Source organism: Billgrantia desiderata (genome assembly GCF_900108215.1).
GTDB classification, from domain to species: Bacteria; Pseudomonadota; Gammaproteobacteria; order Pseudomonadales; family Halomonadaceae; genus Halomonas; species Halomonas desiderata.
Window position 1 is genome coordinate 1 of sequence record NZ_FNVC01000025.1, and the last position, 13,454, is coordinate 13,454.

The 13,454-nt window shown below is 65.9% G+C and carries 10 protein-coding genes; 3 read left to right on the forward strand and 7 right to left on the reverse strand.

What is annotated here, in order from left to right; translation table 11 throughout:
- Positions 1 to 418: 418 nt before the first annotated feature.
- A complete protein-coding gene (guaA, locus tag C4S71_RS18305; protein ID WP_103970133.1) occupies positions 419 to 1,993 on the reverse strand; it encodes a glutamine-hydrolyzing GMP synthase in 1,575 nt (524 codons plus the stop codon).
- A 96-nt stretch (positions 1,994 to 2,089) separates the two neighbouring features.
- On the reverse strand, positions 2,090 to 3,559 hold the full coding sequence (gene guaB, locus C4S71_RS18310) for an IMP dehydrogenase (protein ID WP_086509230.1): 1,470 nt from the start codon (positions 3,557 to 3,559) through the stop codon (positions 2,090 to 2,092).
- Positions 3,560 to 3,810: 251 nt separating this feature from the next.
- Here guaB and C4S71_RS18315 point away from each other — a divergent pair, with 251 nt between their 5' ends.
- The 3 genes from C4S71_RS18315 (at position 3,811) to xseA (ending at position 6,215) form a co-directional block, all read left to right on the forward strand.
- Positions 3,811 to 4,008, forward strand: coding sequence for a CsbD family protein (locus C4S71_RS18315; protein ID WP_086509231.1), 198 nt, complete (start codon positions 3,811 to 3,813; stop codon positions 4,006 to 4,008).
- A gap of 57 nt (positions 4,009 to 4,065) precedes the next feature.
- The gene (locus C4S71_RS18320; protein WP_103970134.1) at positions 4,066 to 4,695 is read left to right on the forward strand and encodes a PRC-barrel domain-containing protein; all 630 of its coding nucleotides are present in this window, start codon (positions 4,066 to 4,068) and stop codon (positions 4,693 to 4,695) included.
- A 179-nt stretch (positions 4,696 to 4,874) separates the two neighbouring features.
- Positions 4,875 to 6,215: an exodeoxyribonuclease VII large subunit gene (xseA, locus tag C4S71_RS18325; RefSeq protein WP_103970135.1), complete on the forward strand. Its 1,341-nt coding sequence runs from the start codon at positions 4,875 to 4,877 to the stop codon at positions 6,213 to 6,215.
- A 109-nt stretch (positions 6,216 to 6,324) separates the two neighbouring features.
- Here xseA and glrR read toward each other — a convergent pair whose 3' ends face one another.
- The 5 genes from glrR to C4S71_RS18350 form a co-directional block, all read right to left on the reverse strand.
- A complete protein-coding gene (gene glrR, locus C4S71_RS18330) occupies positions 6,325 to 7,605 on the reverse strand; it encodes a two-component system response regulator GlrR (RefSeq protein ID WP_234238808.1) in 1,281 nt (426 codons plus the stop codon).
- A 168-nt stretch (positions 7,606 to 7,773) separates the two neighbouring features.
- The gene (locus C4S71_RS18335; protein ID WP_146064627.1) at positions 7,774 to 8,319 is read right to left on the reverse strand and encodes a hypothetical protein; all 546 of its coding nucleotides are present in this window, start codon (positions 8,317 to 8,319) and stop codon (positions 7,774 to 7,776) included.
- Positions 8,320 to 8,369: 50 nt separating this feature from the next.
- Positions 8,370 to 9,863 carry a sensor histidine kinase gene (locus C4S71_RS18340; protein WP_103970137.1) on the reverse strand — a complete coding sequence of 498 codons (1,494 nt, stop codon included), beginning with the start codon at positions 9,861 to 9,863 and terminating at the stop codon, positions 8,370 to 8,372.
- 891 nt (positions 9,864 to 10,754) lie between these two features.
- Complete coding sequence (gene argA / locus C4S71_RS18345) at positions 10,755 to 12,068, reverse strand: amino-acid N-acetyltransferase (RefSeq protein ID WP_086509236.1); 1,314 nt, start codon at positions 12,066 to 12,068, stop codon at positions 10,755 to 10,757.
- Positions 12,069 to 12,185: 117 nt separating this feature from the next.
- Positions 12,186 to 13,451: an inorganic phosphate transporter gene (locus C4S71_RS18350; RefSeq protein WP_086509237.1), complete on the reverse strand. Its 1,266-nt coding sequence runs from the start codon at positions 13,449 to 13,451 to the stop codon at positions 12,186 to 12,188.
- Positions 13,452 to 13,454: the final 3 nt, after the last annotated feature.

Consider the following 13,454-nt stretch of genomic DNA (forward strand, 5'->3'; position numbering starts at 1 on the left):
AGCACTGTGGCAGACCATCAGACCTCCCAGGGTAAGACGCGCGACCTTCCTCCCATACACCCGCCGCATCTACTGCCGCCCCTTCCGGATAGCTATTGGGCTTCGAGTTTCTTGGCCCTCTCGCCCAGGTGGCGACAGCCTCGTATGCGATTTCTGTTCGTCGGGCCGGGAGTTTGCCTCCAACTTCCTTCAGATTCCGTCTCGCGACGGACACCCTTGCTGTTCGGCTAACGGTTCCCGCTATCAGGGTCCGTAGGGGACTTTCACCCCCAAGTCATTCCGAGGCACCACCCTCGGAAACAGCGCCCGTCGGGCGCTGCGCGCCATGCCTGGCGCACCAAAGAAAAAGGGCTTACCAAATGGTAAGCCCTTGATCTCAGTCAGCTTAGCTATGTCAGGCGTTCTGCCTAGGTGCGCCTCACTCCCACTCGATCGTCGCGGGCGGCTTGCTGCTGACGTCGTAGGTCACGCGGGAGACGCCGCGGATCTCGTTGATGATGCGGTTGGAGACTTTCTCCAGCAGCTCATACGGCAGGTGGGCCCAGCGTGCGGTCATGAAGTCGATGGTTTCCACGGCGCGCAGGGCGATGACCCACTCGTAGCGGCGGCCGTCGCCGACCACGCCGACGGATTTCACCGGCAGGAACACGGCGAAGGCCTGGCTGGTCTTGTGGTACCAGTCGGCGTTGTGCAGTTCCTCGATGAAGATGGCGTCGGCTTCGCGCAGGATGTCGGCGTACTCCTTCTTCACTTCGCCGAGAATGCGCACGCCCAGGCCCGGCCCCGGGAAGGGGTGGCGGTACACCATGTCGTAGGGCAGGCCGAGTTCCAGGCCGAGCTTGCGCACTTCGTCCTTGAACAGTTCGCGCAGCGGTTCGACCAGCTGCAGCTTCATGGTCTCGGGCAGGCCGCCGACGTTGTGGTGCGACTTGATCACGTGGGCCTTGCCGGTCTTGCTGGCGGCGGATTCGATCACGTCGGGATAGATGGTGCCCTGGGCCAGGAAGTCGACACCTTCGATCTTGCTGGCCTCTTCATCGAACACGTCGATGAAGGTGTTGCCGATGATCTTGCGCTTGGCTTCCGGGTCGTTCTCCCCTTTCAGCTTGGAGAGGAACAGTTCTTCGGCGTCCACGCGGATCACCTTCACGCCCATGTGGCGGGCGAAGGTTTCCATCACCTGGTCGCCTTCGTTCTTGCGCAGCAGGCCGTTGTCGACGAATACGCAGGTGAGCTGGTCGCCGATGGCCTTGTGCAGCAGTGCCGCCACCACCGAGGAGTCCACGCCGCCGGAGAGGCCGAGCAGCACGTGGCGGTCGCCCACCTGGTCGCGCACGCGGGCGATCTGATCTTCGATGATGCGGGCCGGGGTCCACAGCTTTTCGGAACCGCACACACCGACCACGAAGTGCTCGAGGATGCGCATGCCTTGCAGGGTGTGGGTCACCTCGGGGTGGAACTGCACGGCGTAGAAGCGCTTCTCGGGCCAGGTCATGGCGGCGATGGGGCAGCTGGGGGTGGAGGCGGTCACGGTGAACTGTTCAGGGGCGCGGGCCACCTTGTCGCCGTGGCTCATCCACACGTCGAGCAGCGCCTTGCCGTCGTGGTCCACGTGGTCCTTGATGTCGCGGAACAGGTCGTCGTCGCTGTCGATCTTGACCTGGGCGTAGCCGAACTCCTGCTTGTCGGAGCCTTCCACGGCGCCGCCGAGCTGCACCGCCATGGTCTGCATGCCGTAGCAGATGCCCAGCACCGGCAGGCCCATCTCGAACACGCACTCGGGCGCACGGGGCGAGCCGGAGGCCACGGTGGATTCCGGCCCGCCGGAGAGGATGATGCCGTTGGGGGCGTATTCGCGGATCTCTTCCTCGGTGATGTCGTAGGCACGCACTTCGGAGTACACGCCGATCTCGCGCACGCGGCGGGCGATCAACTGGGTGTACTGGGAGCCGAAGTCGAGGATGAGGATCTTGTGGGCGTGAATGTCGGTCATCTGGGCGTCTCTACTGGCAGCGTATGGCGGCGGGCCGGATGCAAAAAGCGTGCGGCGGGATGATACCCGCCGCGTTTGTCTCTTTCGAGCTGGCGGTTAACCGGCTCGGTAGTTCGGCGCTTCTTTGGTGATCTGTACGTCATGCACGTGCGATTCGGCGAAGCCGGCGCCGGTGATCTTCACGAACTCCGGCTTGGTGCGCATCTCCTGGATGCTGCGGCAGCCGGTGTAGCCCATGGAGGCACGCAGGCCGCCCATCAGCTGGTGCACGATGGCGCTCATCACGCCCTTGTAGGGCACGCGACCTTCGATGCCTTCCGGCACCAGCTTCTCGGCGCCGGCGTCCTTGTCCTGGAAGTAGCGGTCGGCGCTGCCCTGGCTCTGGGCCATGGCGCCCATCGAGCCCATGCCGCGGTAGGCCTTGTAGGTACGGCCCTGGAACAGCTCGACCTCGCCCGGGGCTTCCTCGGTGCCGGCCAGCAGGCCGCCCACCATGATCGCGCTGGCGCCGGCGGCAATCGCCTTGGCCAGGTCGCCGGAGTAGCGTACGCCGCCGTCGGCGATCAGCGGGATGTCGAACTCCTTGAGCGCTTCGGCCACGTTGGAAACCGCGGTGATCTGCGGCACGCCCACGCCGGCCACCACGCGGGTGGTGCAAATGGAGCCGGGGCCGATGCCCACCTTGACGCCGTCGGCGCCGGCTTCGGCCAGCGCACGGGCGGCGGCGGCGGTGGCGATGTTGCCGCCGATCACCTGGATCTGCGGGAAGTGCTCCTTGACCCAGGCCACGCGGTCGATCACGCCCTTGGAGTGGCCGTGGGCGGTATCGACGATGATCACGTCGACCCCGGCTTCCACCAGCGCGGCGACGCGGTCGGGGGTTTCCGGGCCGGTGCCCACGGCGGCGCCCACCAGCAGGCGGCCGTCGGCGTCCTTGGCGGCGTTGGGGAAGGTGCGCGCCTTCTCGATGTCCTGGAAGGTGACCAGGCCGCGCAGGTGGAAGGCGTCGTCCACCACCAGCATCTTCTCGACCCGGTGCTCCTGCATCTTGGCCTTGATCACGTCGAGGCCGGTGTTCTCGGCCACCGTCACCAGCCGCTCACGCGGGGTCATGATGTCGGAAACGCTGTCGCCGTGATTGGGCTGGAAGCGCATGTCGCGCTCGGTCACGATCCCCACCAGGGTTTCGCCCTCTACCACCGGGAAGCCGGAGAAGCCGTACTCCTGCGCCATGGCGAGCAGGTCTTCGAGCTTGGCCTTGGGCCCGACGGTGACCGGGTCCTTGACGATTACGCTCTCATGCTTCTTGACCTTGCGCACCTCGGCGGCCTGAGCGGTAACGCTCATGTTCTTGTGGATGATGCCGATGCCGCCTTCCTGGGCCATGGCGATGGCCAGGCGGGCTTCGGTCACGGTATCCATGGCGGCGGAGACGAGGGGGATGTTGAGGTAGAGGTCGCGAGTGAGGCGGGTCCGCAGGCTGACGTCCTTGGGCAGGACTTCCGAGTAGCCGGGTACGAGTAATACGTCGTCGAACGTAAGAGCTTCTTGGGCCATACGTAGCATAGTCGGCAACACCCAGTGCTGGTGGGGGAGTGGGGGAAAGTTAATCGACCATTATAGCGCTCGGGCCAAGGCACGGGCAATGCGAGTGCGGCCTTCGGCAGGCTGTCGCCCAGCCCTCATCGCCCCGCCCATCGCCCTTTCCTAATTACGCTTCGAAACAGTCCGACACCGACTCTGACTTACAGCGGCAAGAACGTGATCTAGGTTGAAAAGTGCACGACGGGTCCACTCAAGGAAAGGAGTGACGGAAGATGAACTGGGATCAGATCGAAGGCAAGTGGAAGGAAGTGAAAGGTAAGGCCCGCACCAGTTGGGGCGAGCTTACCGACGATGAGCTGGATCAAGTCGGCGGCAAGAAGGATGAACTGATCGGCAAGATCCAGAAGCGTTATGGCCTGGAACGCGAGGAAGCGGAACGCCAGGTCGACGACTGGGCACGGAACCTGTAACGGGTTCCCAGCGATGCAAACCATCCAAGGTCTAAGGACAGGTCAAGGAGAGTAAAAATGCAGAAGCGTGCACTGACTATTGCAGTAGCGGCCATCGCCGGTGGCCTCGCCTTCGGAACTCAGGCCGTTGCACAGGACGACCCGCAAGCGGCACAGGGCCTCTATTCCGCCAATGACATCATCGGTGCGGATGTCTATCACGCCGATGACCCCGACGAAGAAGTCGGTAACGTCGAGAACATCCTGCTGGATGACGACGGTCAGGTCAGCGCTCTGGTCGTGAACGCCGGCGGCCTGTGGGGCATGGGCGGCGACGACGTGGTGGTCGGTATCGAACACTTCACCATGGAAACCGAGCGCAACGACGACGGCATCTTCGATCAGGACGGTGTGACTCATCGCATTCTGGTCGACGCCACCGAGGACGAGCTCGAGAACTTCCCCGAGTATGACGAGCAGTGGTTCGGTGACGAACAGGATCGTCGGACCCAGGAGCGTGGCGACCAGGAAGGCGTGTGGCAGACCACCGGTACGACCGGCACCGGCGCCGTGGGCGACGATGGCGGCACGGCCTTCCGTGACGGCGAAGCCGACGGCGACACCGTGGGCGCCACCGATGGCGTGAACGACAACGGCGACGACGATGCCGAATACACCGACGAGGACGTCGTCGACGATTTCGATTGATACGTCGCTGCTCGATCACGTCTTGTTTGAACTGAAGTACCCCTCCCATGACGTTTCTTGCGCCGGGCTTGTCCCGGCGCTTTTTCGTGTACGTTCGTGTGCAGCTTCCCGGCCATGCCAACGCGGCGGCAGCATGCTAGCCTTGGTGGTTCATCCATTGGCTCAGGAAACGCCGGCTCATGCCCCCGCCCACCGATAGCGCCCTTTCCGTCAGCGAAGTGAACCGACGCGCTCGCGCGCTGCTCGAGCAGGGCATCGGCGAGGTGTGGGTCGAGGGTGAGCTTTCCGGGGTCTCGCGCCCGGCCTCGGGGCATGTCTACTTCACCCTCAAGGACAGCTCGGCCCAGCTGCGCTGCGCGCTGTTCCGCAACCGCGCCCGCTTCGTCGCCGCCCCCATGCGCGACGGCGACAGGGTGCGGGTACGCGGTCGGGTGTCGCTGTTCGAGCCCCGCGGAGACTATCAATTGATCGCCGAAGCGGTGCAGCAGGCCGGCGAAGGCGAGCTGCTGCTGGCCCTGGAGCGGCTCAAGCAGCGCTTGGCCGCCGAAGGGGTGTTCGCCAATGCCCGCCCTCTGCCCTGCCCGCCGCGGCACCTGCTGGTGCTGACCTCGCCCAGCGGCGCCGCCATCCGCGACGTGCTGGCGGTGCTCCAGGCGCGCTGGCCGCAGGCCAAGGTCACCTTGATTGCGGTGCCGGTACAGGGCCGCGAGGCAGCGCCGGCGCTGATCGCCGCTCTGGGGCTGCTCAATCGCCAGCAGGCGCTGGACCCGAACCGCGACGTGATTCTGATAACCCGTGGCGGCGGCAGCCTGGAGGATCTGTGGGCGTTCAACGACGAGCACCTGGCGCGGGCGATCTTCCACTCGCGCCTGCCGGTGATGTCGGCGGTGGGTCACGAGGTCGACACCACGCTCTCGGATCTGGCCGCCGACGTGCGCGCCCCCACCCCTTCCGCCGCCGCCGAGATGCTGGTGCCGGACCGCCGCGAGCTGAGGCGTCGCCTGGCCGGGCTGGAGCGCCAGCTAGTGCGCGGCATGCAGACGCGGCTGGAGCGGGAAGGCCAGCGCCTCGACCATCTGCGCGCCCGCCTGCGCCACCCCGGCGAGGTGCTTGGCCAGAAGCGGCGCACGCTGATCGAGCTGGATGCCCGCCTGCGGCGCGCGTTGCAGGTTCGCCTGGCCACCGAGCGCCGTCAGTTGGCCCATCTGCAACGACGGCTCAGCGCCTGCCACCCTCAGCGTGAGCTGGCACGCGCCGAGCAGCGCCTGGGCCGTGCCCAGGCACGGCTCGAGCAGGCCATGCAGCGGGAAGTGGCACGCCAGCGCGAGCGTCTGGTCGGCCTGGCGCGCCAGCTGCAGGCGGTCAGCCCGCTGGCGGTGCTGGGGCGCGGCTACGCCATTTTGCAGGACGAGCAGGGCCAGGTGGTGCGGCGGGCCGGCGATACCCAGCCCGGCCAAGCGCTGACCGCGCGGCTCGGCGAAGGACGCTTGCAGGTGGAAGTGAAGCGGCGCCTGGAGTGAAGAAAAGCGCTGACGAAAGAAGCTGACGAAAGCGCCCGACGCGGCAGGCGTCGGGCGCTCTATTTCAAGTATCGAAGTCAGGTATCGCGTTCAGCTAGCGAGGCCGGCTTCAGTCGGGCTTGAAGGTGCTCGGCTCCAGCTCGTGGCGGGCCAGCAGCTTGTAGAAGTCGGTGCGGTTGCGCCCGGCGATACGTGCCGCCTGGGTCACGTTGCCCTCGGTGATCTTGAGCACTTTGACCAGGTAGCTGCGCTCGAAGCCGGCGCGGGCGTCGTTGAAGGTCGGCAGCGCACTGTCTTCGGCGGCCAGCGCCTGGGCGACCAGCGCCTCGGGGATCATCGGCGAGCGGGTCAGCGCCACGCACTGCTCCACCACGTTGACCAACTGGCGCACGTTGCCGGGCCAGGCGCTGGCGGCCAGCAGATTGAGCGCCTCCGGCGAGAAGCCCTTGACGAACGGCTTGTGCCGCTCCGCCGCCTGGGCCACCAGATGGCGCGCCAGCAGCGGCACGTCCTCGGCGCGATCCTTGAGCGCCGGCAGCTTTAGGTTGACCACGTTGAGGCGATAGAAGAAGTCCTCGCGGAATTCGCCCTGATGCATCGCCTGGCTGAGGTCGCGGTGAGTGGCGGAGAGGATGCGCACGTTGACCGGGATCGACTGGGTCGAGCCGAGCGGCCGGATCTGGCGCTCCTGCAATGCGCGCAGCAGCTTGACCTGCAGCGGCAGCGGCATGTCGCCGATCTCGTCGAGAAACAGGGTGCCGCCCTCGGCGGCCTGGAACAGACCCTTGTGGTCGCTCACCGCGCCGGTGAAGGCTCCCTTGGCGTGGCCGAACAGCTCGCTCTCCAGCAGCTGTTCGGGCAGCGCGCCGCAGTTGATCGCCACGAACGGCTTGTTGGCCCGCTGGCTGGCGTCGTGAATGGCCCGCGCCAGCAGCTCCTTGCCCGAACCGGAAGGCCCGGTGATCAGTACGCTGACGTCGGAAGAGGCCACCATGCGCGCCTGCTCCAGCACCCGCTCCATCTCCGGGCTGCGGGTGATGATGCTGGCCCGCCAGGCGTCGGTCTCGTGGCTGCTGCCGGCCGGCGTGTGGGCCAATGCATCGTCGATGGCGCTGAACAGCTCGTCGCGGTCCACCGGTTTGGTCAGGAAGCTGAACACTCCCTGCTGGGTGGCGTTCACGGCGTCGGGAATGGAGCCGTGGGCGGTCAGGATGATCACCGGCAGGCCCGGCACCTCACGCTGGATCGCCTGGAACAGCGCCATGCCGTCCATCTCGTCCATGCGCAGGTCGGAGAGCACGATGTCGGGGCGCTCGGCTTCCAGCTTACGCAGCGCCTCGGGGCCGCTCTCCGCCGTGGTGACCCGATAGCCTCGGCTCTCCAGACGCATCCCCAGCAGACGCAACAGGCTAATGTCGTCATCGACCAGCAGAATGTGGGCAGCGGCGGCTTTCGCCGCCGAGGTGCGTGCCGCTGACCTGCGAGCCTCACTCTTACGTGTATCGGACAATCGAGCCGCTTCCATCACGTCTGTCTCCCTTATCGCCCCAAAAAGCGCTCAGGGCGATTGTTGTCTCAAGTTCATGTTCTGCTCGATGGCAGTGAGCGCCTCGAGCTTCTCGGAGAGCTCGGCATTCTCGCGTTGCAGGTTCGCCAGCTGCCCCCGGGCGTTGTCCCTGTGGCCGGCCAGCGAACGTCGACCTTCGAGCTCGTTGCGCCAGTAGCGCAGCAGCGGTTGCAGGTCTTCCGGTGCGGCACCCGTGTATTCCTGATAGATCGTTGCCGCCTCGCGCCACTCGCGCTCGCTGCCCCAGGCCAGGGCCACGGCACGCGCCAGCTCTCGTTCGGCCTCGCTTCTGCCCGCAGCGGCTTCGATATCCATCAGGGCCTGGCGACGCCACTCTCCATCGCCGCGTTGCGATGTCAGACCGAAGGCCACCCAGTTGTGCAGCAGGCAGGCCTCGTCGGCAAAGGTGGGCTCTGCGGTGCATGCCACCGTTTCCGGCGACTCTTCCGGTTCCGTGCCCAGCATGGCGTGTTCGGGCAGCAGTTCGCAGCCGCCCAGCAGGGCCGCCAGGCCGCCCATCGCGAACAGCTTTTTCACCTGCGTGGCTCTTACATGTGGCTCTCTATTACCGAAGGTTTCCATGCCCTTCATCGTTCCTCGCTCCTTGCGCTTATGCCCCTTACGAGGGACTCCGTTTTTTCTTCTGTCAGCGGGATTGCCTGACGCGGCAGGGTCAGGCGGAAACATACGTCGAACTCCCTGTCCTCGACCAGCGCCAGACCGCCGCTCTGGATGCGCGCGCAATCTGCCGCCACCGAGAGCCCGATCCCGGAGCCCTTGAGCGGCCCCTTGCGCCGTGAGCGGCCTTGATAGAAAGGCTCGAACAGCAGCGGCCGGTCCTGCTCGGAAATCGGCTCGCCGGTATTGGCCACGTCGAGGAACAGGTGGTCGCGCCCGGCGTGGGCACGAATCATCAGGTCGCCGCCATCCTCGCCATAGGCGATGGCGTTGGAGACCAGGTTGTCGAGAATGCGGCCCACGGCGGTGCGGTCCACCACCCACTCCATGGGGCCATCGAAGGCGGTCACCCGCATGCCCTTGTGCTCCAGTGCCAGGCGGTGCTTGGCCAGAACGGTCTTGACCAATGTAGCCAGATCCACCCGTTCGAGGGTGACGCGCTGGTTGTGCTGCAGCAGGTTGTAGTCGAGCAGCTGCTCGATCAGCCGCTGCAGCTCGCTGCCGCTGGCATCGATCAGCGTCAGGATCTCGCGCTGGCGGGGCGTCATCTCACCCGCCACGCCGTCGGCCAGCAGCGCCGAGCCTTCGCGCACGCTGGCCAGCGGTGTCTTGAGCTCATGAGACATGTGGCGCAGGAACTGCTGCTTCTGCGCTTCGAGATCGCTGAGCCGGGTCGACAGCCAGTCGAGCCGGTCGCCGAGCTGAACCAGTTCGGCCGGGCCCTGGATGGTGTCGCGGTCGTTGGTTTCCACGCCGCTGCCGATACTGAGAATGCGCCGCTCGAGCTGGCGCACCGGACGGATGATCAGCCAGCTGAACAGCAGGATGAGCAGCAGGCTGGCGGATACCAGCGCCGTGGTCTGCAGCCACAGGCGCGACTGCACCGCCTCGGCCCGGGCGCTGATCATCTCGATGCTGGCATCGATCTGCTGGCTGGTGGCACGCCGCATCGCCTCGGTGTGCTCGGCAAAGGGCACGAACAGCGCCAGCCATACCTCCAGCGCCTCGGGTTCCAGTTCGGGCAGCTGAGAGAGCAGCAGCAGCTGTTCTTCCAGCGCCAGCACGTCGGGGTCGCCGGGCAGGAAGCGACGCTGCTGGGCCAGCAGTTCGGTGAATTCGGCGTGGCGCTCGGCGTAGAGTTCGAGCAGGCTCTCCTGCTCCAGTACCGCATACTGGCGGGCACTACGCTCCATTTCCACGGCGAGGTTGCTCAGCACGCGGGCACGACGACTCTCTTCGACGGCCTGACGAGCGCTTACGTCGGCCAGATGAGAGAGTTCGGAAAGTGCCTGTCCGGCCTGGTACATCAGCACTCCCAGCGGCAGCATCACCACCAGGAATGCCAGCAGCACGAGCTGCAGCAATGAGCGAGGACGCCAGCGACGCGAGACCCGTTTGGTCATGACCAATGTTCTATTCAGGAGAGGGTAAGAAACCACCATGGTACGTTCCTGAAGAGGATAACAGAGTTACGCGCCCGACTTCCGCCCCGTTCCAGATCACTGCGAAAAAAAAGAGGCCGGCAGGTGCCGGCCCAAGTACGCAGGGAACTGAAGGGGTTGAAAATATGGGCATCGTTCGCCTGGTCGAGCCATGTCCCACACTTTCAGCGGGCCCGAGGGCCCCGAAGCCCCGCACCGGCCTTTGCCACCAGGAGCTGCCGGGTTGGGCGAGCGGTAAGCCGCTCTGCTTCGTTCCTTGGCGTCACCGCCGCAAGAAACTCGCCGACGCTGACCCGAAATTCGATCCCCCGAAGGGGATGAGGCATCCATGCCGGGGCATCCTTGCCCTTCTGGTACCTTTCCTTGCCTGTCGGCGGTACCCGTCTCATCGCAACCTAAGTTACACATCGCGGAGCGAACGCCGAACGTCTCGATGCCCGGGTAGCACAGGGCATGGGGGGGTGGTGGTTCCCCGAGCCTCTCGACGATCCGAAGTGATTCGAGCCGTTTGAATCACTTCTTCGTTGCTCACCCTAAGTATTGCCAGTAACGTGCCAAGAAACTCGATACTTCATATTTTTCAGAAGGTTAAACTTAATAAAAAGTTGGCACGCCAGCGCACGGTGGGAAAAACAGGGAAGAAAGGGGCCGTCAGGCTTGTTTTCGTCACCGTTTGGCGACGCCAATTCTCAAAGCGCTACAAGAGGCCTTGAAAAGCAAAGGGTTAGGATGTTGCTTTTTCGAGACAAGCTTTGGGATGCCGTTGCCTCAGAGCGACAGCCGCCGCCGGGAACGCCAATTCCGGGCGGCGGCAGGGGTCTGCAGGACGCAAACGGGAGTTTGCCGACAGCCTCACGCCAACGGCTTGACGAGAATCTTCGACTTGCGCGCGTGGTTGTAGGTATCGCGCTTGAGCGGCGGCAGCGACTCGATGTCCGAGGGCCTGAAGCCGTGCTCGACGAACCAGTGGGCGGTGTGCGTAGTGAGCACGAACAACGACGCCAGCCCCAGCCGGCGTGCCCGCCGCTCGATACCCGACAGCAGCAGCGAGCCGCGCGCACCGCCGCGGTAGCCGACATGGATCGCCAGGCAAGCCAGCTCGCCCATGTCGGCCTCGGCGAAGCGGTGCAGCGCCGCGCAGCCGATGATCATGCCGTCGCGCTCGATCACCAGGTAGTCGTCGATCTCGTGCTCGAGGCGCTCCCGCGAACGCGGCACCAGCATGCCCCGCCGCTCCAGCGGCTCGAGCAGCTCCAGCAGGCCGCCGATGTCGCCAAGCTCCGCCGGACGCAACTGCTCGTAGCGGTGCCGGGTGATCATGGTGCCCACCCCGTCACGGGTGAACAGCTCGCCGAGCAGGGCGTCGTGGTCGTGCCACGACAGCAGGTGCGTACGTGCCACGCCGTGGCGTGCCGCGGCGCAGGCGGCGGCGATATGGCGCGCCTGCTCGCTGCCGGGCTCGGCCTGGCTCAACAGCGGCTCGGCCTCGTCGGGGCTGAGCTGACGCTGCAGGGCGCCGTTCTCGTCGTAGAGCCCGGGCTCCTCGCCCATCAGGATCAGCTTGTCGGCGGCCAGCGCCATGGCCGCGTGCTGGGCCACCTCGGCGGCGTCCAGATCGAACACCTCGCCGGTGCTGGAGAAGCCCAGCGGCGGCAGCAGCACCAGCGAGCCGCGGTCGAGCAGCCCCTGCACCGCCGAGACCCGCACCCGGCGCACCTCGCCGCTGTGGTCGTAGTCGATGCCTTCGCGCACGCCCAGCGGCTTGGCCATCACCAGGTTGCCCGAGACCGCGGTGAGCTCGACCCCGTGCAGCGGCGTATTGGGCAGGCCCAGCGAGAACCGCGCCTCCAGCCACAGCCGCTGCTCGGCGGCGACCCGTTCGACACAGGCCATGATCGCCTCGTCGGCGACCCAGCGTCCGTTGTGGCGCCGCGGCACGATGCCCGCTTCGTTCAGCGCCTGCTCCACCTGGGGCCGAATGCCGAACACCACCACCAGCCGCACCCCGAGGGTGTGCAGCAGCGCCAGATCCTGGATCAACTGCTCGCCTCGGCCTCGCGCCATGGCCTCGCCCTCGATCAGGATCACGAAGGTTCGGCCCCGATGCGCATTGATATAGGGGGAGGAATTGCGGAACCAGTCGACGAAGGGGAAACGAGTGTCCAAGGCCGCTCTCCGGCAGCAGGTGAAAAGAGGGGTGTATCGTCTTTGACTATATCAGAGCGACGAAAACGGCGGCACCACTGCGGTGCCGCCGTCTTAGGGACCTTACCGCATCCGGATTTAGCCGAAAATACCCTTGAACATGAAGAAGAACATGATCGCCAGGCCGGCCCCGGCCGGCAGGGTGATCAGCCACGACATCACGATGGTGCCGATCACGCGCAGGTTGAGCGCCGCCATGCCGCGGGCCAGCCCCACGCCGAGTACCGCCCCGACCAGCGTATGGGTGGTGGAGATCGGCAGCCCCGTGCCCGAGGCCAGCACCACGGTGGTAGCGGCGGCCAGGGTGGCGGCAAAGCCACGGCTGGGGGTCAGCTCGGTGATGCCGGTGCCCACGGTGGCGATCACCTTGTGGCCGTAGGTGACCAGCCCCGCCACGATGCCGCCGCCACCGAGAATGAGCACCCACCAGGGCACCAGCGCGGCGGTGTCGATCACGCCGTCGCTGCGTACCACGCTGATCACCGCCGCCAGCGGGCCGACGGCGTTGGCCACGTCGTTGGAGCCGTGAGCGAAGGCCATGGCGCAGGCGGTGAAGATCATCAGCACGCCGAACACACGCTCGACGCTGCCGTAGCCGAACTGGTCGCCGCTGCGCCGCTCGTGCTTGACGCGGTTCTCCATGACGATGCCGATGCCCATGATGCCGATACCCAGCAGCACCGAGAGCATGAAGCTCTGGCCGAAAGTGAAATCGAGCCCCACGTGGGTCAGGCCCTTGGTCAGGGTGACCATGGAGACGATGAAGCCGACCAGGAAGATGTAGAACGGCACGGTGCGCTTGGCCGCGGCGAAGGGGTCCTTGGCCTCGAAGATCAGGTGCTGCACCGACTTGAACAGCAGGAAGGAGATGGCGCCCGCCAGCAGCGGCGAGACGACCCAGCTCGAGGCGATGGTACCGACCCGGTTCCAGGCCACGGCCTCCATGCCCAGCCCCACCGCGCCGAAGCCGACGATGGCACCGACGATGGAGTGGGTGGTGGAGACCGGCCAGCCCTTGGCCGAGGCGATCAGCAGCCACAGGGCGGCGGCCAGCAGCGCCGAGAGCATGCCGTAGACGAGCAGCTCCGGGTTGGCCTGCAGCAGTACCGGGTCGACGATGCCGCCGCGAATGGTCGCGGTGACCTCGCCGCCGGCCAGCCAGGCGCCGAGGAATTCGAAGATGACGGCGATGACGATCGCCTGGCGGATGGTGATGGCCTTGGAGCCCACCGAGGTGCCCATGGCGTTGGCGACGTCGTTGGCGCCGACGCCCCAGGCCATGAAGAAGCCGAAGAGGCAGGCCAGGATGATGAAGATTTCACCGTGCTGCGCAATGATCGACATAGG

Coding starts and splice junctions, on each gene's coding strand:
- guaA (WP_103970133.1), bottom strand. CDS start 1,993: ATGACCGACATTCACGCCCACAAGATCCTCATCCTCGACTTCGGCTCC.
- guaB (WP_086509230.1), bottom strand. CDS start 3,559: ATGCTACGTATGGCCCAAGAAGCTCTTACGTTCGACGACGTATTACTC.
- C4S71_RS18315 (WP_086509231.1), top strand. CDS start 3,811: ATGAACTGGGATCAGATCGAAGGCAAGTGGAAGGAAGTGAAAGGTAAG.
- C4S71_RS18320 (WP_103970134.1), top strand. CDS start 4,066: ATGCAGAAGCGTGCACTGACTATTGCAGTAGCGGCCATCGCCGGTGGC.
- xseA (WP_103970135.1), top strand. CDS start 4,875: ATGCCCCCGCCCACCGATAGCGCCCTTTCCGTCAGCGAAGTGAACCGA.
- glrR (WP_234238808.1), bottom strand. CDS start 7,605: ATGCGTCTGGAGAGCCGAGGCTATCGGGTCACCACGGCGGAGAGCGGC.
- C4S71_RS18340 (WP_103970137.1), bottom strand. CDS start 9,863: ATGACCAAACGGGTCTCGCGTCGCTGGCGTCCTCGCTCATTGCTGCAG.
- C4S71_RS18350 (WP_086509237.1), bottom strand. CDS start 13,451: ATGTCGATCATTGCGCAGCACGGTGAAATCTTCATCATCCTGGCCTGC.